The sequence below is a fragment of the Caenimonas sp. SL110 genome, assembly GCF_001044395.1.
GTDB lineage: Bacteria > Pseudomonadota > Gammaproteobacteria > Burkholderiales > Burkholderiaceae_C > Ramlibacter.
Genome location: NZ_JANU01000006.1, coordinates 41,181 through 59,467 on the forward strand (window position 1 = coordinate 41,181; position 18,287 = coordinate 59,467).

23 protein-coding genes are annotated in these 18,287 nt (G+C 63.3%); 14 read left to right on the forward strand and 9 right to left on the reverse strand.

All coding sequences use genetic code 11. The features are described from left to right. Positions 1–7 precede the first annotated feature (7 nt). The gene (locus AQ12_RS03845; RefSeq protein WP_053076545.1) at positions 8–1,255 is read left to right on the forward strand and encodes a TIGR01777 family oxidoreductase; all 1,248 of its coding nucleotides are present in this window, start codon (positions 8–10) and stop codon (positions 1,253–1,255) included. Between the two features lie 80 nt (positions 1,256–1,335). Here the strand turns inward: AQ12_RS03845 and icd are convergent, their stop codons facing one another. Further along, the gene (gene icd / locus AQ12_RS03850; protein WP_048438550.1) at positions 1,336–2,589 is read right to left on the reverse strand and encodes an NADP-dependent isocitrate dehydrogenase; all 1,254 of its coding nucleotides are present in this window, start codon (positions 2,587–2,589) and stop codon (positions 1,336–1,338) included. A gap of 199 nt (positions 2,590–2,788) precedes the next feature. On the opposite strand from icd, the gene AQ12_RS03855 reads away from it, so the two are divergent. The 3 genes from AQ12_RS03855 to AQ12_RS03865 all read left to right on the forward strand — a co-directional run bounded on the left by AQ12_RS03855 (position 2,789) and on the right by AQ12_RS03865 (position 4,061). Continuing rightward, entirely contained in the window at positions 2,789–3,151 is a 363-nt protein-coding gene (locus AQ12_RS03855) for a hypothetical protein (protein ID WP_048438551.1), read from the forward strand. A gap of 150 nt (positions 3,152–3,301) precedes the next feature. Beyond that, positions 3,302–3,511, forward strand: coding sequence for a hypothetical protein (locus AQ12_RS03860; protein ID WP_048438725.1), 210 nt, complete (start codon positions 3,302–3,304; stop codon positions 3,509–3,511). A gap of 94 nt (positions 3,512–3,605) precedes the next feature. Next, positions 3,606–4,061, forward strand: coding sequence for a DUF192 domain-containing protein (locus AQ12_RS03865; protein WP_048438552.1), 456 nt, complete (start codon positions 3,606–3,608; stop codon positions 4,059–4,061). Between the two features lie 115 nt (positions 4,062–4,176). Here AQ12_RS03865 and AQ12_RS03870 read toward each other — a convergent pair whose 3' ends face one another. Together AQ12_RS03870 and xseA are read right to left on the reverse strand one after the other, a co-directional pair. Then, positions 4,177–4,758, reverse strand: a complete 582-nt coding sequence (locus tag AQ12_RS03870; protein WP_048438553.1) for a superoxide dismutase — start codon at positions 4,756–4,758, stop codon at positions 4,177–4,179. Positions 4,759–4,819: 61 nt separating this feature from the next. Beyond that, entirely contained in the window at positions 4,820–6,040 is a 1,221-nt protein-coding gene (gene xseA / locus AQ12_RS03875) for an exodeoxyribonuclease VII large subunit (protein WP_048438726.1), read from the reverse strand. 331 nt (positions 6,041–6,371) lie between these two features. Between xseA and AQ12_RS03880 the strand changes: the two genes are divergently transcribed. From AQ12_RS03880 to adk, 6 genes are all read left to right on the forward strand, one after another. Further along, positions 6,372–7,004 (forward strand): MotA/TolQ/ExbB proton channel family protein, encoded by a 633-nt coding sequence (locus tag AQ12_RS03880; RefSeq protein WP_048438554.1) that lies wholly within the window; start codon positions 6,372–6,374, stop codon positions 7,002–7,004. 10 nt (positions 7,005–7,014) lie between these two features. After that, positions 7,015–7,446 carry a biopolymer transporter ExbD gene (locus AQ12_RS03885; protein ID WP_048438555.1) on the forward strand — a complete coding sequence of 144 codons (432 nt, stop codon included), beginning with the start codon at positions 7,015–7,017 and terminating at the stop codon, positions 7,444–7,446. A gap of 2 nt (positions 7,447–7,448) precedes the next feature. After that, the gene (lpxK, locus tag AQ12_RS03890) at positions 7,449–8,471 is read left to right on the forward strand and encodes a tetraacyldisaccharide 4'-kinase (RefSeq protein WP_048438556.1); all 1,023 of its coding nucleotides are present in this window, start codon (positions 7,449–7,451) and stop codon (positions 8,469–8,471) included. After that, the gene (locus AQ12_RS03895; protein WP_048438557.1) at positions 8,452–8,658 is read left to right on the forward strand and encodes a Trm112 family protein; all 207 of its coding nucleotides are present in this window, start codon (positions 8,452–8,454) and stop codon (positions 8,656–8,658) included. The genes lpxK and AQ12_RS03895 overlap by 20 nt, the downstream gene beginning before the upstream one ends. Next, complete coding sequence (gene kdsB / locus AQ12_RS03900) at positions 8,658–9,434, forward strand: 3-deoxy-manno-octulosonate cytidylyltransferase (protein ID WP_048438558.1); 777 nt, start codon at positions 8,658–8,660, stop codon at positions 9,432–9,434. The genes AQ12_RS03895 and kdsB overlap by 1 nt, the downstream gene beginning before the upstream one ends. Before the next feature lie 110 nt (positions 9,435–9,544). Continuing rightward, positions 9,545–10,201 carry an adenylate kinase gene (gene adk / locus AQ12_RS03905; protein ID WP_048438559.1) on the forward strand — a complete coding sequence of 219 codons (657 nt, stop codon included), beginning with the start codon at positions 9,545–9,547 and terminating at the stop codon, positions 10,199–10,201. A 23-nt stretch (positions 10,202–10,224) separates the two neighbouring features. Here the strand turns inward: adk and AQ12_RS03910 are convergent, their stop codons facing one another. The 4 genes from AQ12_RS03910 to AQ12_RS03920 are packed head-to-tail and all read right to left on the reverse strand — an operon-like array spanning position 10,225 to position 12,075. Continuing rightward, positions 10,225–10,530, reverse strand: a complete 306-nt coding sequence (locus tag AQ12_RS03910) for a hypothetical protein (protein ID WP_369798956.1) — start codon at positions 10,528–10,530, stop codon at positions 10,225–10,227. Between the two features lie 30 nt (positions 10,531–10,560). Further along, positions 10,561–10,689 (reverse strand): hypothetical protein, encoded by a 129-nt coding sequence (locus AQ12_RS23495; RefSeq protein WP_369798957.1) that lies wholly within the window; start codon positions 10,687–10,689, stop codon positions 10,561–10,563. Between the two features lie 25 nt (positions 10,690–10,714). Beyond that, positions 10,715–11,134: a hypothetical protein gene (locus AQ12_RS03915; RefSeq protein WP_048438560.1), complete on the reverse strand. Its 420-nt coding sequence runs from the start codon at positions 11,132–11,134 to the stop codon at positions 10,715–10,717. Continuing rightward, a complete protein-coding gene (locus tag AQ12_RS03920; RefSeq protein WP_048438727.1) occupies positions 11,134–12,075 on the reverse strand; it encodes an asparaginase in 942 nt (313 codons plus the stop codon). Before AQ12_RS03920 ends, AQ12_RS03915 begins: the two co-directional genes overlap by 1 nt. Before the next feature lie 65 nt (positions 12,076–12,140). Here AQ12_RS03920 and lexA point away from each other — a divergent pair, with 65 nt between their 5' ends. Continuing rightward, a complete protein-coding gene (gene lexA, locus AQ12_RS03925; protein ID WP_048438561.1) occupies positions 12,141–12,815 on the forward strand; it encodes a transcriptional repressor LexA in 675 nt (224 codons plus the stop codon). Positions 12,816–12,963: 148 nt separating this feature from the next. Beyond that, complete coding sequence (locus AQ12_RS03930; RefSeq protein ID WP_152682662.1) at positions 12,964–13,296, forward strand: hypothetical protein; 333 nt, start codon at positions 12,964–12,966, stop codon at positions 13,294–13,296. A 15-nt stretch (positions 13,297–13,311) separates the two neighbouring features. Here the strand turns inward: AQ12_RS03930 and AQ12_RS03935 are convergent, their stop codons facing one another. Beyond that, entirely contained in the window at positions 13,312–13,827 is a 516-nt protein-coding gene (locus AQ12_RS03935; RefSeq protein WP_048438563.1) for a DUF1993 family protein, read from the reverse strand. Positions 13,828–13,952: 125 nt separating this feature from the next. Between AQ12_RS03935 and AQ12_RS03940 the strand changes: the two genes are divergently transcribed. Beyond that, positions 13,953–14,960, forward strand: a complete 1,008-nt coding sequence (locus tag AQ12_RS03940) for a D-2-hydroxyacid dehydrogenase family protein (RefSeq protein WP_048438564.1) — start codon at positions 13,953–13,955, stop codon at positions 14,958–14,960. A 14-nt stretch (positions 14,961–14,974) separates the two neighbouring features. Then, positions 14,975–16,132: an MFS transporter gene (locus tag AQ12_RS03945; RefSeq protein WP_048438565.1), complete on the forward strand. Its 1,158-nt coding sequence runs from the start codon at positions 14,975–14,977 to the stop codon at positions 16,130–16,132. On the opposite strand, the gene AQ12_RS03950 is transcribed toward AQ12_RS03945, so the two are convergent. Continuing rightward, the gene (locus AQ12_RS03950) at positions 16,129–18,222 is read right to left on the reverse strand and encodes a hypothetical protein (protein WP_152682663.1); all 2,094 of its coding nucleotides are present in this window, start codon (positions 18,220–18,222) and stop codon (positions 16,129–16,131) included. The two genes, AQ12_RS03945 and AQ12_RS03950, sit on opposite strands and share 4 nt — an antisense overlap. Positions 18,223–18,287: the final 65 nt, after the last annotated feature.

Here is an 18,287-nt window from a genome sequence, read left to right on the forward strand (position 1 = left end):
CGGTGTCATGCGTATCCTGATGACCGGCGCCACGGGGCTGATCGGACGCGAACTGGGAAAGGCACTCGCGTCGCGTGGCGATTCACTCGTCTGCCTGGTTCGCGACGTGAGCGCGGCACGCAGGCGGCTGCCGTTTCCTGCCACCTGCCATGCCTGGGACCATACCCGTGCCGTGCCCGCGCAAGCCCTTCACGGCGTGGATGCCGTCGTGAACCTGGCCGGTGAGCCGGTCGCCGACAAGCGCTGGACGACAGCACAGAAGCAGCTGATCAGCGACTCGCGGGTTCTGGGCACGCAGCAGCTGGTTCGCGCGGTCCTGGAGCACGGGCATGGTGTGGCCGCCTTCGTGCAAGGCTCGGCTATCGGCTACTACGGCGAGCGCGGCGACGAGCGGCTGACCGCATCCAGCGCAAAGGGATCGGGCTTCGCCGCGGATTTCGTCAAAGCCTGGGAAGACACGCTCGAACCGCTCGCCACGCAGCGCCCCCGTATGCGCGTACCGATTGTGCGCACGGGCGTCGTGCTGGCGCGGGACGGCGGCGCGCTTGGCAAGATGCTGCCGATGTTCCGGCTGTCGTTGGCTGGACAGCTGGCATCGGGCAAGCAGTGGATGAGCTGGATACACCTCGAAGACATCATCGGCCTGTTCATGCACTCGCTCGATGCCGCACCTTCAGGCGTGCTGGAGGGCGTGGCGCCGCAACCGGCCACCAACCGGCAATTCACAAAAGCACTGTGCCGGTCGCTGGGCGTGATCGAAAACGTGCCCTTGCCCCGGCCGGCGATCGCCGTCATGTTCGGGGAGCGGGCCGACATCGTGATTGGCAGTACGCGGGTGGAGCCAATGGCAACGCGGGCGTCGGGGTTCCGGTTTCAGTTCGAGACGATCGAATCCGCACTCGAAAATTTGCTCGCCCCGCTGCGTGGTGGTGTCCACCTTCGGGTGTGGGAGCAGTGGGTTGCGACAACCGAAGCAGACCTGCGCCCCTTCCTCTTCGGTGCCGCGAACCTGAAGGCCTGGGACCCGCCGCGACGCTTCATCGATGCGCGGGCCAGCGGCTTCGGCGCGCTTTGGGAGCACACGCACGACTTCATCCCGATGGCAGGTGGCACGCTGTTGCGCGACACAGTTCGCTACCGACTGCCTGCCCGCTGGCTGGGCGCACTGGCCGGCGGAGGCAAGGTGGCGAGCGACCTCGAACGCGTCTTCGACCGCCGCGCGCGCATGATCGACGAGCGCTTCAAGGCTTCGTAAAACAAAAACCCCATGCGAATGGACCGCATGGGGTTTGGGATCGAATCGCCGGCGACGCGCTGCGCCGCCCCGACGCCGAATTACATGTTGTCGATCATCACCTGGCCGAAGCCCGAGCAGCTCACCTGCGTCGCACCATCCATCAGGCGGGCGAAGTCGTAGGTCACCTTCTTGGACAGGATGGACTTCTTCATCGAGCTGATGATCAGGTCGGCCGCTTCGGTCCAACCCATGTGGCGCAGCATCATTTCGGCCGACAGGATCTCGGAACCGGGGTTCACATAATCCTTGCCCGCGTACTTGGGTGCCGTGCCGTGCGTGGCTTCAAACATCGCGACAGTGTCGGACAGGTTTGCGCCGGGGGCGATGCCGATACCACCAACCTGTGCGGCCAGGGCGTCAGACACGTAGTCGCCGTTGAGGTTCAGCGTGGCGATCACGCTGTACTCGGCGGGGCGCAACAGGATCTGCTGCAGGAACGCGTCGGCAATGCTGTCCTTGATGGTGATGTCCTTGCCCGTCTTCGGGTTCTTGAACTTCATCCACGGGCCGCCGTCGATTTCGACCGCGCCGAATTCCTTCTTGGCCAGGGCGTAAGCCCAGTCACGGAAGCCACCTTCGGTGAACTTCATGATGTTGCCCTTGTGCACGATGGTCACGCTGGGCTTGTCGTTGTCGATGGCGTACTGGATCGCCTTGCGCACCAGGCGCTCTGTGCCTTCGCTGGAAACAGGCTTGATGCCGATGCCCGAAGTATTCGGGAAGCGGATCTTCTTGACGCCCATTTCGTCCTGCAGGAACTTGATCAGCTTCTTGGCCTTGTCGCTTTCAGCTTCGAATTCGATGCCGGCGTAGATGTCTTCGGAGTTCTCGCGGAAGATCACCATGTGGGTCTTGTGCGGCTCTTTGACCGGCGATGGCACACCATCGAAATACTGGATCGGGCGCAGGCAGACGTACAGGTCCAGTTCCTGGCGCAGGGCCACGTTCAGGGAACGGATGCCACCGCCAACGGGCGTCGTGAGAGGACCCTTGATCGACACCACATAGTCGCGCACGGCAGCCAGCGTTTCCTCAGGCAGCCACACATCGGGGCCGTAGACCTGCGTCGACTTTTCGCCGGCGTAGACCTCCATCCAGTGGATCTTCTTCTTGCCGCCGTAGGCCTTGGCCACGGCCGCATCGACGACCTTGAGCATGACGGGGGTGATGTCCAGGCCGGTGCCGTCGCCCTCGATGAAGGGAATGATCGGCTGATCGGGAACATTCAACGACGTGTCGGCGTTGACGGTAATCTTCTGGCCTTCGGCAGGCACCTTGATGTGCTGATACATGGGGGAACGTCTCCGGGGGGTGGAACTACTGTGCGGCCTTGCCGCCATGCGGGGAAAACCCTCGAATTCTAGCCTTGAAACTGTCCTGCACCTTGCAACTGTGCAGTGGATGTCAACCGATGGGCTGGATGCCGCGTTGCCGAGGGTGCAGCCTGCTTCAGGCAGCATCATCCAAAGTCAGTCACATAGGAATTACCCCATGAACAAGCTCCTCGCTACCCTGGTCGCCACGCTCTTCGCAACCGCAACGTTTGCTGCTTCGCACGCTGGCGCCCCGATGGCAGCTGCTTCCGGCAAGGCTGCAGCCCCGGCTGTCGCCGCTTCCGCCGCCACCAAGGCAGAAGTCAAGGCCGAGAAGAAGGAAATGAAGGCCGAAGCCAAGGCCGAGAAGAAAGAAGCCAAGGCTGACGCCAAGGCAGAAAAGAAGGAAGCCAAGGCTGTCGAGAAGACTGAAAAGGCCGCCGCCGAAGCCAAGAAGGACAAGGCAGTAGCTGCTGCTGACGCCAAGAAGGACAAGAAGGAAGCCAAGGCTGAAGCCAAGAAGGAAGAAGCCAAGAAGTAATTCAAGGCTCTCTTGAAAACGCCCGCTCCAAGCGGGCGTTTTTACTTGTGCACCGGTGTCAACCGCTGCGCCAGACGACTCATTAGGGATGAGCCTTCCGAGCAATTGGGAGGATTTCAAAAAAATCATCACAACATTGAAGGACCTTCCATGACCAAGCTGCTCGCAACCCTCGTCGCATCCATTTTCGCCGTCTCCACCGCTTTCGCAGCTTCGCACGCCGGCGCCCCGATGGCCGCCGCCTCCGGCGCCAAGGTCGAGAAGAAGGAAGAAGCCAAGCCCGCTGCAAAGGCTGAAAAGAAGGCCGCAAAGAAGGCCCCCAAGAAGACCAAGAAGGCTGCTGCAAAGAAGGCTGCTTAATTACCCGCAAAAGAAAGTCGCATCCGTGCGACCTTTCATTGCCTCAATGCCCGCTTCGCGCGGGCATTTTCATTGGCGCGTCAAAATATCACCCATGAACAAAGCACTGTCGTTCGTTGCCGCACTGGCTGCCTCCATCGCCCTGTCTCCTGCATTCGCGCAGGAAGGGCCGCAAATGAACCTGCCGCGGGTGAAGCTCTCAGCCGGCATGCATCAGATCGAAGCCCAGGTTGCGCAGACCAACGAGCAGCGCCAGACGGGCCTCATGCACCGCAGGGAGATGCCCCAGCACGAAGGCATGCTGTTCATTTTCGAGCAGCCCACCCAGCAGTGCTTCTGGATGAAAAACACCCTGCTCCCGCTGGCGATCGCCTTCGTCGCGGACGACGGCACCATCGTCAACATCGACGAGATGAAGCCGCAGACGCTCGACTCGCACTGCTCCACAAAGCCCGTGCGCTACGTGCTGGAAATGAATACGGGATGGTTTGGCAAGAAGGGCATCAAGGCCGGCGCGAAACTGGCCGGCGAGCCCTTCAAGGCACGGTAAGCTCGCCGCCATGCCGGACTTGATCCGGCATCCACCGCAAAACGGCGACGGCGCCGGATCGAAGATGGATTGCGGATCGCGTCCGCAATGACAGCCTGAAAGACAGGTGTGTCGATCAGCCGAAGTTCTTCTGCGCGAAGTCCCAGTTCACCAGCTTGTCGAGATAGGTCTCGACGAACTTCGGACGCAGGTTGCGGTAGTCGATGTAGTAGGCGTGTTCCCAGACGTCAACCGTCATGAGTGCCTTGTCTGCAGTGGTCAGCGGCGTGCCGGCGGCGCCGGTGTTCACGATGTCAACGCTGCCATCGGGCTTTTTCACCAACCATGTCCAGCCTGAACCGAAGTTGCCAACGGCGGACTTCACGAAAGCTTCGCGGAACGCTGCATAGCTGCCCCACTTGCTGTTGATCGCATCGGCCAGCGCGCCGGTCGGCTCGCCACCGCCTGCGGGCTTCATGCAGTTCCAGAAGAACGTGTGGTTCCAGATCTGCGCGGAGTTGTTGTAGATGCCACCAGAGGACTTCTTGATGATCTCCTCAAGCGACATGTTCTCGAACTCAGTGCCCTTTTGCAGGTTGTTGAGGTTGACCACGTAGGCGTTGTGATGCTTGCCGTGGTGGAACTCCAGCGTCTCCTTCGAGTAGTGGGGCGCGAGCGAATCGATCGGGTACGGGAGCGGGGGAAGGGTGTGTTCCATGGCTTGGCTTTTCCTCTTGAGGTTATGGGTCGGACTTCAGCCGACGATTCTATGAACTAAATCAGGCCGATGGCGTAACCGTGACCGGTACCTGCCCGTCGGCAAGGGTCGCGACCAGGTTCTGGCCCACAACGGCCTGCTTCACGCTGGTGACCGGCTTGCCTGTCTCATCGGTCAGAAGCGCATAGCCGCGCTGGAGCACCAGCTTGGGGTCCATCAGTTCCATCCGCAGCTTCGCGTGGTCGAGTGCCTGCGCCTCGTGTTGAACGCGCGAACGCACGGCGTAACCCAGGCGATGGGCCATGGAGCCCAGCCTCAACTGCTGGGTAGCGATGCGGCCCAGCGGACGCCCCAGCCTTGACGCGGCGTGATCCGTGCGCTGCGCCGCGACATCCAGCCGGCGACGAATCGCCCCAGTCATGCCCTGCGCTACGCCGAACAACTCATCCATCCAGGCATCGCGCGCGCGCGCTGCCAATTCTGCCGCCGCAGTCGGCGTGGGCGCGCGCACGTCAGCGCAGAAATCTGCGATGGTGAAGTCGGTTTCGTGCCCGACACCACTGACGAGCGGCACAGGACTTTCAACGATCGCATGCGCAAGCTGCTCGTCATTGAACGACCACAGGTCTTCGATCGAGCCGCCCCCACGCACCAGCAAGATCACATCGATTTCGCCGCGCTCTGCCAACGCATACAGCGACCGCAGCGCCTTCACCAGTTCACCCGCCGCCTGCGCACCCTGCACCGGGGCAGGTGCGAGTACCACGGGCACATGGGGCGCGCGCCGCCGCAGCGCAGTGACCACATCGTGCAATGCGGCTGCGCCGGTCGAAGTGACAAGCCCGATGCCCCTGGGCATGAGGGGAAGCTGCCGTTTGCGTGCGGAGTCGAAGAGACCCTGCGCTTCAAGCCTGGCCTTCAGTTGCAGGAACTGCTCGTACAGCGCGCCCTGCCCGGCCCTGGACAGGCTTTCAACGATCAGCTGCAAATCGCCCCGCGGCTGGTAGACGTCGAGCCGGCCGAAGACCTCGACCTGATCCCCGTCACGCGGCACAAAGTTCAACAGCGATGCGCTACGCCGGAACATCGCACACCGGATTTGCCCTTGCCCGTCCTTGATCGAAAAGTAGAAATGTCCGCTGGACGGCCGCGAGAAGCCCGAAACCTCCCCGCGAACCGCGACAGGGTTGAACCTTGCTTCCAGCGCATCAGCAACGGCGCGGCACAGCGCGCCAACTTGCCAGATTCGCGGCGTCAATCCTGCATTTGCCACGCCGCCCATCAGCATCGGCCCGCGTTTCGCCGCAATTGGGGGTTGCTGTTAGTCCACAGCGCGCAGCATTGCCCCTGCCAGCCGCGGGTTTCCCCGCGAAACGCTGATTTTTCCGAGCAAGTGCATGATTTCATTGATTATTTTCCTGCTCAATTTGTCATCGATTTGTCATGATGCAGGTTTGGCGCGGGTTAGCGGACATCGGGGGTGTAGTTCTCAACAAAGTTATCCACAACTTCTGTGGGTCAGGTCCTACACATCGAGAGCGAATTCCTACAGGACGGCGCGGGTACACGATAATCGCCCGCACAACGAAGTAGTTGCCATCCGGAGCCCCCTCTTGCTTTCGATCATACAAGCCGCAGGCTGGCCAATCTGGCCCCTGGTTGCCTGCTCCATCCTTGCGCTCGCGCTCGTGATCGAGCGTTTCATCAGCCTCAAGACCGCCAAGGTCGTGCCGCCGAAATTGCTCGAAGAGGCGCTGGCCGTTTCGCGCAACGCCGTGCCTGCACCGGATGTCGTCGCACAGCTGTCGCAGCACTCGGCGCTCGGGGAGGTCTTGGCCAGCGGATTCCGGGCCATCAACTCGGATCCGCGCTGCACCGAAGCGGACCTGCGCGCGACGATGGAAAACACGGGACGCGCCGTCGCCCACCGCCTTGAACGCTACCTGAGTGCGCTGGCCACCATTGCATCTGCGGCGCCCTTGCTCGGCCTGCTGGGCACGGTGATCGGCATGATCGAAATCTTCGGCTCACAGGCACCTGCCGGCGGCACCACGGGCGGCAATCCGGCGCAGCTCGCGCACGGCATCTCCGTCGCGCTCTACAACACCGCTTTCGGGCTGATCGTCGCGATCCCGTCGCTGATTTTCTGGCGCTATTTCCGGGTGCGGGTCGACGATTACCTCTTGACGCTGGAGCTGTCTGCAGAGCGGTTCGTGCGCCACCTCAACACGATTCGCGGCCGCTGAACCGGACACCATGAACTTCCAGCCACGCAAGAAGGACGAACCGGAGATCAACCTGATCCCGTTCATCGACGTATTGCTCGTCGTGCTGATCTTTCTCATGCTGTCCACCACCTACAGCAAGTTCACGGAGCTGCAGCTTCGCCTGCCGGTCGCCGACAGCGACGCGCAGCGCGACTATCCCCGCGAAGTGATCGTGTCCGTCTCCAGTGACGGGCGCTATTCGGTCAAAGGCACCCCCGTCAACGGGCGTGACGTCAACGCAGTTGCACAAGCGCTGTCCGAAGGCGCCAAGGCAGGCAAGGACAGCGTCGTCATCATCACTGCCGACGCCGCGGCGCCCCACCAGTCCGTGATCACGGTCATGGAAGCGGCGCGTCGCATCGGCCTGAACCAGATCACCTTCGCCACCCAGTCATCGGCCCAGGCGGCCGCGACCCGCTGACGATGGGCCACGCGCTGCAGCGCGCATGGCTGCGGCGCGGCGCGCTGGCACGGGTCCTCTGGCCGCTGTCGCTCGTGTTTGGCGCGCTCTCCGCGCTGCGGCGCCTGGGCTTTCGCTCAGGCTTGATCAAGCGCAACCGGATGCCGGTGCCCGTGATCGTGGTGGGCAATGTGGTGGCTGGCGGGTCGGGCAAGACGCCGGTGGTCATCGCGCTGGTCGATCACCTGCGTTCGCGCGGAATCAACGCCGCAGTCGTGTCACGCGGCTACGGACGCGCCGCCACCGACTGCAGGCAGGTGCACGCGACAAGCGATGCCCGGGATGTCGGCGATGAGCCGATCCTCATCTCGCGCGCATGCGGTGTGCCGGTCTTCGTTGCACCTGCGCGCGCCGACGCCGCGCGCGCGCTGCTTGCCGCGTATCCGCAAGTGCAAGTCGTCGTTTGCGATGACGGCCTGCAGCACTACGCCCTTGCGCGCGATATTGAAATCTGCGTCTTTGACGACCGGGGCATCGGCAACGGCTGGCTTCTCCCAGCCGGTCCGTTGCGCGAGCGCTGGCCGCGTGACGCCGACCTCGTGCTGCGGACGCAGGGCGCAAAAGACATAGCGGGCCACCTCGTTGGCCGCCACCTCGCCAGTGCTGCCGTACGAGCCGACGGAGCGAAACGCGCCCTTGGCCAATTGCGATCAGAACGCGCACTGATCGCCGTCGCCGGCATCGCAAGACCCCAGGCGTTCTTTGACATGCTCCGAACGCACCAGCTGCTCCCCGTCCGAACGCTGGCTTTGCCCGACCACGCCGCTGACTGCGACTACCTGTCGCTCCTGGCGGGCATTCCATCCGGCGCCACACTCGTGTGCACCCTGAAAGACGCGGTCAAGCTGTGGAAGCATCGCCCCGATGCATGGGCCGTGCCGCTGGAGCTCGACATTGCACCGGAGTTCTGGCGTGAGCTCGACGCACTGCTGCAACCCCTGCTCGATGCAAAGCTATCATCCGGCCATGGATCCCAAACTGCTTGAGCTGCTGGTGTGCCCCGTGACCAAAGGTCACCTGGACTACGACCGCGATCGCCAGGAGCTGCTGTCGCGCAGCGCTCGCCTGGCCTACCCGATACGCGATGGCATTCCCATCTTGCTGGAAGAAGAGGCACGAACGCTGAGCGATGAAGAGCTGGAACGCCTGCCCGCTCGCACGCCTTTGGTCTGATGGGTTTTTGCGTCCTGATCCCGGCGCGGCTCGCATCCACCCGCCTGCCGAACAAGCCGCTTGCGGATATTGCAGGCCAGCCGATGGTCGTGCGTGTTGCGCAGCGGGCCAGGGCCTCGTCCGCAAGCCGAGTTGTCGTTGCAGCGGACGACGCGTCCATCGTCGATGCTTGCAGAGCCCACGGCGTCGAAGCGATCCTGACGCGCGCCGATCACCCTTCGGGCAGCGACCGCCTCGCCCAGGCGTGCGAGCAACTCGGGCTGGATGGTCGCGACGCGGTCGTGAACGTGCAAGGCGACGAGCCGATGATCGACCCATCCCTCATCGACTCTGTGGCCGACCTGCTGGAAGCCCGGCCCGAAGCCAGCATGAGCACGGCCGCGCACGCCATCGACAGCGTCGCCGAATTCGTCAATCCGAATGTGGTCAAGGTCGTGCTCGACGCCAACGGCCTGGCGCTCTATTTCAGCCGCGCGCCGATTCCGTGGTGGCGCGATGCGAACGCTGCAGGCATCACCGCCCTGCCTGATCCCCGGCCTCTGCGGCATGTCGGAATCTACGGTTATCGCGCGGGCTTCCTGCGTGGATTTCCGAAGATGGTCGCCGCGCCCGTTGAAGGCATCGAGGCACTCGAGCAGCTGCGCGCGATGTGGCACGGCCACCGGATCGCCGTGCATGTGACCCCCGATGCGCCAGGCGTCGGTGTCGATACGCCAGAAGATCTTGAACGCGTGCGCGCCCTCTGGGCAGGACCCGCGTTCAAGCCCGGCGTGTAAGGCTCGCCGAAGGGCACGCGTGATATCCTTTGCCCCAATAAAGTGCAACGGCAGGAAGCATCGATTCCCGCTCGCAGCACCGGCCAAGATCTAACGTTCCGAGGACATCCATGAGACTGATTCTGTTGGGCGCCCCCGGCGCAGGCAAGGGCACGCAAGCGACTTTCCTCTGCCAGAAATACGGCATCCCGCAGATCTCCACAGGCGACATGCTGCGCGCCGCGGTGAAGGCCGGCACGCCGCTTGGCATCGAAGCCAAGAAGGTGATGGACTCCGGCGCGCTGGTGAGCGACGAGATCATCATCGGCCTGGTGAAAGAGCGCCTGGCCCAACCCGATTGCGCCAAGGGCTTTCTCTTTGACGGATTTCCCCGCACGCTCCCGCAAGCCGATGCGATGAAAGCAGCCGGCGTCAATCTCGACTACGTGCTGGAGATCGACGTGCCGTTCGACGCAATCGTCGAGCGCATGAGCGGCCGGCGCTCCCACGTGGCGTCGGGTCGCACCTATCACGTCAAGTTCAATCCGCCCAAGGTTGCCGGCCTCGATGACGTCACCGGCGAGCCGCTGGTGCAGCGCAAGGACGACGAAGAGGAAACCGTGAAAAAGCGCCTGGAGGTCTATGCCGCCCAGACGCGTCCCCTGGTCGAGTACTACTCGAACTGGGCGAAGGCCGAGCCTGCGTCAGCGCCGAAATATCGCGCGATCAATGGCACCGGCACCGTCGAGGAAATCACAGCGCGCGCGTTGCAGGCCCTTTCAGCCTGATCGCCCGATCGAGCTGACGCAAATCAAACCGGGCTGGACCGCAGCCCGTACGCCTTCCCGTCCACGAACAGGTATTCCGCTCGCAGGATAGCCTCGCCCTTTTCGTCCTTGAAGATGAAGCCCAGCACCGACATGGAAGCGCCGACCTTGATCTCGGGCACCTTCCATGTCTCCAGCCGGGTGAGCGGGGCCAGTTCAATCTCCCATCGCCGGTCGCGCCTTCTGGGCAATGTGGCTCGCGTCAGCAGCGCCTTGCCGTCCACCGGCGCAGACTGTGCGGGCACCTGGCGCATTCCCAGGTCTGCGGGCAGCTTCAGATCCGCAGGCACCTCCAGCATCAGTTCGGCGTGCGGGTTCTGTCACTTCGAGCGGATGACCTTGCCTTCGAGGTAGATCGGCCTTTCCTGGTCGAAGCTGCTCCAGCCGTGGTGTGCATGCGCAAGGGTGGGCACGGCCATCGCGGCCACCAGAAAGTCGCGTCGTTGCATATGAAGATCTCCGGGTCGTGTGTGGTCAACGATAGGCGATCCAGCGTCCGCACGTGAGCACGGCCAGCCAGATCAGGGTGGAAGAAACCATGAGCATTTTTGCAGCGGCGTCCAGCTTGTGAAGCGACCCGCGTCCATGAAACCACGCCGCATTGCAGCCGGCGGCGAACAGCAGCAGGATCTTGAACGTGAAGGCCCGGTTGGCCAGAAGCTCGGCGGGCCGGGTTGCAAACATGACGAGACCCGAGGCCGCAGCGAGCGCGAATCCGGTCACTGCAATGCCCAGGCTGAGCCGTGCGAGATCTGCGACCGGCAATGCTGCGCCGCGACCGAATACGCGCAACTCGAGCAACACCAGATTGCCCAGTAGCAAAGCGATGCCGCAAATATGGACGATCTCCAGCAGCGGATAAATCCAGGCGCTGGACTGGATGGCCTGGCCCATCAGGCGAGCAAGTCCAGCAGCATGGCGATGCGAGCCTTCACCGGCGACAAGCCGCCTGAATCGGGAAACAGATCGCCCGGGTGCGGGATCACGCGACCGCAAGCAACGCGCGTTGATCGCACGATACGCACACCGGCTGCCTGCGCGCGCAAAAGCGCAGCTTCCAGATCGTGATGAATCGTGCCGTTGCCGGTTGCTGCGACGACGATGCCGCTGACTCGCTGTGCCAGCAGTGCGTCGACCACAGTGCCGCTTGCGCCTGCATGGCTCATGACGATCTCGACCAGCGGCCAGCCATCAGTCGGCGCCGCAACGACCTTTGCAAATGCCAACGCCGCATTGGACGCAGATTGCGGCCATGCCCGCGAAGCACGCACCACCCCCTCCTGGACCACCCCGATCGGCCCCGCATCGCCAGACGAAAACGCATCCAGCCGATACGTGTGCTGCTTTGTGACATCGACTGCACCGTGAATCGTGCCGGCGCACACAGCAACCACACCACGCGCACCGGGCGTGTTGGCCACTGCAATGGCATCGACGATGTTTTGCGGCCCGTCTGCAGCCAGCGAGGTCGCCGGCCGCATCGCGCAGGTGAGCACGACAGGCTTGCTGGCAGCCAGCACACAGTGAAGAAAGAAAGCAGTCTCTTCCAGGGTATCGGTGCCGTGGGTGATGACGACGCCGGCCACGTCCGGCTGCGACAGCCAGTGGCTGCATCGCTGCGCCAGCGTGGACCAGATGGCCCACGTCATGTCCTTGGAATCCACCTGTGCAACCTGTTCGCTCACCAGCGGCGTGTCCTTGAGCTGCGGGATCCGCCCCAGGATCTCGGCGATGCCCAGCTGGGCCGCGCTGTAGCCGACGTTGTCGCCCGCAGTGGCGGACGTACCCGCCAAGGTGCCGCCAGTCGCCAGAACGACTATTTTTTGTGGAGTCACTTGCACTCTTTTCAAAACTGTTCAAAAATACAGGTACTGGATATCAAAACAGTGGGGTCCCCAACATGCTCGATTCTCCCAAGCTCACCGCTCGCCAGCAGCAAATTCTGGAATTGATCCAGAGCGCCATCGCCCGAACGGGTGCGCCGCCGACGCGCGCAGAAATTGCCACTGAACTCGGCTTCAAGTCCGCCAACGCGGCCGAGGAGCACTTGCAGGCCCTTGCACGCAAAGGCGTCATCGACCTGATCAGCGGCACATCGCGCGGGATCCGGCTCAAGAGCGATGCGCTGCGCATGATCAATGAATCGCGGATCAAGCAGTTCTCCTTGCCCCTTCAATCGCTTGCGCAACTCGCGTTGCCACTGATTGGTCGCGTCGCCGCAGGCTCGCCCATTCTCGCGCAGGAGCATGTTGACCAGACCTATTACGTGGAAAACAGCCTCTTCCAGCGTAAGCCCGATTACCTGCTCAAGGTGCGCGGCATGTCGATGCGCGACGCCGGCATCATGGACGGCGACCTGCTCGCTGTGCAGGCCACCAAGGATGCCAAGAACGGCCAGATCGTCGTCGCGCGGCTTGGCGATGACGTCACCGTGAAGCGCTTTCGGCGTAACAAGCACCTCATCGAACTTCACGCAGAAAACCCGGATTACCCCACCATCGTGGTCGAGCCGGGAGAGCCATTTGAGATCGAAGGTCTTGCCGTCGGTCTCATCCGCAACACGATGCTGATGTAGGCCTTGCGGCCTGCAAAGGTCACCCAATTCCGGCTTGCCGCAGGTGGCGGGCGTATGACGAACGACAGTGAGTCGTCATCACCCTGCAGCGAGCCGTCCAATGTCAATCCTGCCTGTGTTCAACCCTCTTTAGTTTCAGGAGAGTCGCATGGGAATGATGATGATTTCATTGGATGGTCTGCTCGCGCCGCTGCATCACCTCGCGTCGTGGTTCGCGCCTCGCCAAATGGCGACGCTCACTTCGCCGACCCGGCAGCAGGGCTTGATCCAGGCCTCGCACACGCGCCCCGCATTCCTTCGCAAACCCCGTCCCGGCATTCCGGCCCAGTGCCGACGCGCGACGCGGCCCTTGCGCGTATTTCGTGTCAGCTCCGATTCGCAAGCCGCAGTGACCGGTGCGCGAATCGCGATCTCGGGAACCATGGACGATGTGTGCGCCGAACTTGATCGGCTGGCCGCGATTGAGGCCTCCGCGCGCTAAAGAGACGGTCCCGCTTCAGGCGTTGGCGCCAACCAGGTAATCGGCCTTGCCCAGTTCGACGCCGTTGTGACGCAGGATGGCATAGGCCATCACGACATGAAAGCTCGTATTGGCCATGGCCCAATGCTTGAGGTAGGCCTCGGCCTTCATCGTGCGCGTCTTGTCGCGGCCCACTGGAAACGTGATGTCCTTGTCTTCGGTGCCGTCGAGCTTGTCGGCAGGCACTGAAGCAAGCCATGCGACGGTCTTCTGGATGCGGTCCTTCAGTTCGTCAAAGCTGGCTTCGTTGTCTTCGAACTTCGGCGCTTCAACACCTGAAATCCGCGCGATCCCGTTCTTGGCCGCGTCGCACGCAATCTGGATCTGACGCGTAAACGGCAGCATGTCGGGCGAGAGTCGATAACCCAGGATGGCGGCCGGCTCGATCTTGCGCGCTTCCACGAATGCCTGGCCCTTGCCAACGATGTGCGCGAGATTGGAGAGCGTGGTGGTCAAGACCGGAATGCTGGCGGAGTACATCGAAATCGTCATTGAAAATCCTTGGGTTGATCCTGCGAAAGGACGAATGCTAGCGGCCGCCACCCTTTCATGCTGGCAAGGCCATTGATGACCAGGCCCGGCCAAACACGTCATGAGCCGAGGCACAATGCGAAGCAATGAACATTGTCATCCTCGACGACTACCAGGACGCGGTAAGAAAGCTTGCCTGCGCCTCACGACTTGAAGCCTATCCCGCCAAGGTCTTCACCAACACGGTAAAGGGTACCGGCCAGCTGTCCGTGCGGCTGCGAGATGCGGATGTGATCGTCCTCATCCGCGAACGAACCCATCTCACCCGCCTGCTGGTCGAGAAGCTGCCGCGCCTGAAACTCATTTCGCAAACGGGCCGTGTCGGCGCGCACATCGACGTGCAGGCCTGCACCGAGCGCGGCATCGCGGTGGCTGAAGGCGTGAGTTCACCCATCGCCCCTGCCGAGCTGACCTGGGCGCTCATCATGGCGTCGATGCGCCGCCTGCCTCAATACATCAGCACGCTCAAGCATGGCGGCTGGCAGCAATCCGGCATGAAGTCTGCGTCCATGCCTCCCAATTTTGGCGTCGGCCAGGTACTGCGCGGACGCACGCTGGGTATCTGGGGTTACGGCAAGATCGGCCAACTGGTGGCCGGCTACGGCAGGGCTTTCGGAATGGAAGTGCTGGTCTGGGGCAGTGAGGCAGCGCGCGAGCGCGCCGCAGCCGATGGACTGCATGCAGCGGGCAGCCGTGAAGAGCTTTTCGCAGTGAGCGACGTGCTCAGCCTCCACTTGCGACTTTCCGAAGAAACCACGAGCATCGTCACGCTGGAGGACCTGGGCCGGATGAAGCCGACGGCGCTCATCGTCAACACGTCGCGTGCCGAACTGATCGCGCCGGACGCGCTGATCGCGGCGCTCAATCGCGGTCGTCCGGGCATGGCTGCGATCGACGTATTCGAAAGCGAGCCCATCTTGCAGGGCCATGCGCTGCTGCGGCTCGAAAACTGCATCTGCACGCCGCACATCGGCTACGTCGAGCAGGACAACTACGAGCTTCTCTTTGGCGCGGCATTCGACAACATCGTCAATTTCATTCGCGGCACGCCGACCAATATCGTCAATCCCGGCGCCCTTCAGATGCGCCGCTAGATCCTGGCATCCCAGTGAACGACAAACTGCCACGCGTGCTGTGGCCGCTCCTCCTGGGAAACTTCGTCATCGGCACCGGGGTCATGGTGGTGCCGGGCACGCTCAACGAAATCAGCTCGTCGCTCGACGTATCGGTCGCAACGGCCGGGCAGCTGATTTCCGCCGGCGCCCTCCTGATGTGCGTGGGCGCCCCGCTCTTCGCGGCCATCGTGGCCGGATGGGACAGGCGCCGCCTGCTGGCGCTCTCGCTGGCCTGGTACGCGGTGCTGCACCTGGCCTGCGCGCTCGCCCCTGGCTTTGGCATGTTGCTGCCGCTGCGCACGATCACGATGATCGCACCGGCCATCTTCACGCCGCAGGCCGCCGCCTGCGTGGGGCTGCTCGTGCGGCCCGACCAACGCGGACGCGCGATCACCTTCATCTTCCTGGGCTGGTCGGTCGCCTCGGTGCTGGGCATGCCTTTCGGGGCCCTGATCGGGGGCACTTTCGGCTGGCGTGCGGCGTTTGGCGCGGTCGCGTTCCTGAGCGTTGTCAGCGCGCTCTGGGTTTGGCGCGCCATGCCCGAGGGCATCAAGCCGCCGGCATTGTCGGCAGCGCAATGGCGCCAGACCCTGCGCTCGCCGGCGCTCATGCTCTGCGTGCTGGTCACCTTGCTTTACTCGGCCGGGCAGTTCGTGCTGTTCTCGTATTTTTCGCCGTACTACCGGCAAACGATCGGCATCACGCCGGGTGAGCTCGCCCTGCTGCTTGGCTGGTTCGGACTGTTCGGTTTCATCGGCAACGTGGTCATGTCGCGGCACATCGATCGCATCGGCGCGTCGCGTGCGGTCATGACCGGAATCTGCCTGATGGCGATCAGCCTGCTGGTCTGGCCGCTGGGCGTCACGATCTGGCTGGCTGCCCTCGTATCGATTCCGTGGGCGCTGGGGTGCTTCTCATCCAATTCGGCGCAACAGGCGCGGCTGGTCGCGATGGCACCGGGCCTGGCCTCGGCGTCGATCGCGCTCAACACCTGCGCGATGTACGCCGGACAAGCCATTGGCGCGGCGGGCGGCGGCAGGATGATTGCAATGGGCGGCATGCAATCACTGCACTGGGCGGGTCTTGCAGGCCTTGTGCTGGCAATGGCAGTGAGCGCCTGGGCGACGCGTTTTTCTTTCGCCGCCCGTTAACGCGGCGGGTTCTTGATGCGGGGGGGGACTTCCCTGGCAGTCGCCGAGTCGAAGTCATCAAAGTCGATCAGGTTGCCCTGTTCGGTGCTGCCTGCGCTCTGCTCGGGGCGTGCGGCTGCATCTTCCAGATTCACATCAACGCGCCCACCTGCCAGCAGCGTCGCGAAGAGCTTGAAATCCTCTTCCGAAGGACCCTGCATAGCGGCTGCCACCGGACCGGTGTTCGTCAACGGGAACTCATCGGACAGCGATGAGGGCGCATCCAGGTTGATCTCGTCGAGCCCGGAATCGTCCACCACCGCTTTGGCCAGGTCATGCAGCATGAGCAAGTCGTGGAAGGCGGCCAATTCGAAGTGCTGGGCGGCGTCGGCTCCCGGCTGCAGGTAGATGTACTCTTCGATCACGTCGAGCACGCGGCGCGACGGCCACAGTGCACTGATGCGCCCGATTGCATCGGCATAGCTTTCAAGGCCTGCTGTTTCATTGCGATAGGCGTCGAACTCCGGGACGATCACATTCATGCGCCGCTGGATCTGCTCGCGCAAACCGTCGTATCCCTCCTTGCGTTGCAACCGATGGTGCAGATCGAGCAGCGCCATCCACGCCAGCGCACTGGTCTGGGGGCTCGCCTGTACATGGGCCATCAACACGTTCACGGCCCTGTCGTAGTCCCCCAGGGACACGAAGAATTCGGCCTGCTCCTGCAGATCGGATAACTCCTCGGACTTCATCGCACGCCAGGCGCCCGTCTGGCTCGGCTGGAAGTCCAGGTGACCGAACGACGAAAGCGCCTCGGGCGTCTTGTGCCCGGCCGGGGACGGTCTGTCCTGCGCGAGCTGGTCGAAGTTGCTCAAGTCCAGGTCGAGCGAGGCCTCCTGGGTTTCCTGCGGCACCACCCGCTGCGTCTCCTGCATCGCAGGGTCGCTGTCCTGGACCACCGGGTCGTCTTCCGGCATGTCCTTGACGTCCTTCCACCACAGCGGATCCTGCTCCCGCTGGGCCTGGCGCCTGCGCCAGAACAGCGCCGCCAACAGGCCGGCCAGCAGCGCCAGCGAAAGCGCCGAGAAGCCCCAGATGGTGCGGGTGCGATCAAGTTCCGCCTTCTGCAACTGCGCCTGCAATGCCGCGATTTCGGCTTTGCCCGACTGGACCTGCAGGCGAAGCGATTTGAGTTCCGTGTCCAGCGTCAAAAGCTTCTGGAACTCTGCCGGGGGCATGGTCATCGCGCGCAGCGCAGCCGATGCCTCGGCGCGTTGGGCCGGGGACACTTCGATGAGCCGCTCAATCGTCTGTGTGAGCTTGAGCGTGGGATCGACCTCGATGGTCAGGTCGATCGGATCGAGCTTGAGACGACTGGCCGCATCGGTTCCGGCTGCCGCACGCTGCTGCCTCATGACAACCGACTGTCGCCGGGCGTTCGGTGGTTTTGCTGCCGGCGAGCCAGCAGGCGCAGCCACCGCAACCTGCCCCGCCTGCGCTGCACGCAAGGGTGACGGCGCGGTATCCGTGCGGCGCACCACGGACGGCTGCGGTGCGGCTTCGCGAGCGGTGCCCCGGCTTCGACGCGATGCTGGCGACGCTGTTTGCTGGGCGCCTGCCTGGGCCTGTCCAGACTGGCCTTGCTGGCCCTGCTGGAACTGGAAAAGGCCCGGGGCGCTTGCGGATGCAAGGGGAACGGGCACGCCCGGCAGGCGGATCGCCTGCTGCTGCTGGTCGGCAGGCAAGTCGGCCAGCAGCACGAAGCGTCTGGTGGTGGGCATGGTGCAACCGACATGCGCCAGGATGGTCACGACCGGTTCTTCGACGGGCCTGAACGTGCGAATCCGCAGGACAGCCTGTTGCGCCGAAAGCACTTCAAGGCGGCTCGTCACGCCGGAGGTCTGCGAGTCGCCCTGCGTCACCTCGGCGCGCGCACACAACGACGCCGTATCGGCGCCTGGATCGAGGACGACGCGAACGGACACGTCAAGCGGCCGCCCGATCAGCGGGACGCCCTCAACAGGTCCGAGGCTCGTCGCAAGGCCGGCCGGTGCGGCAACCAGAAGCACCGCATGCAGCAGCAAGCCCCGCTTGGGGGAGCGGCTTGTCATTGTGTCTAATTGTTGCACAGCCATTGGGCGTAAAAGTGGTTAGCACGCTACAACGATAATCCGAA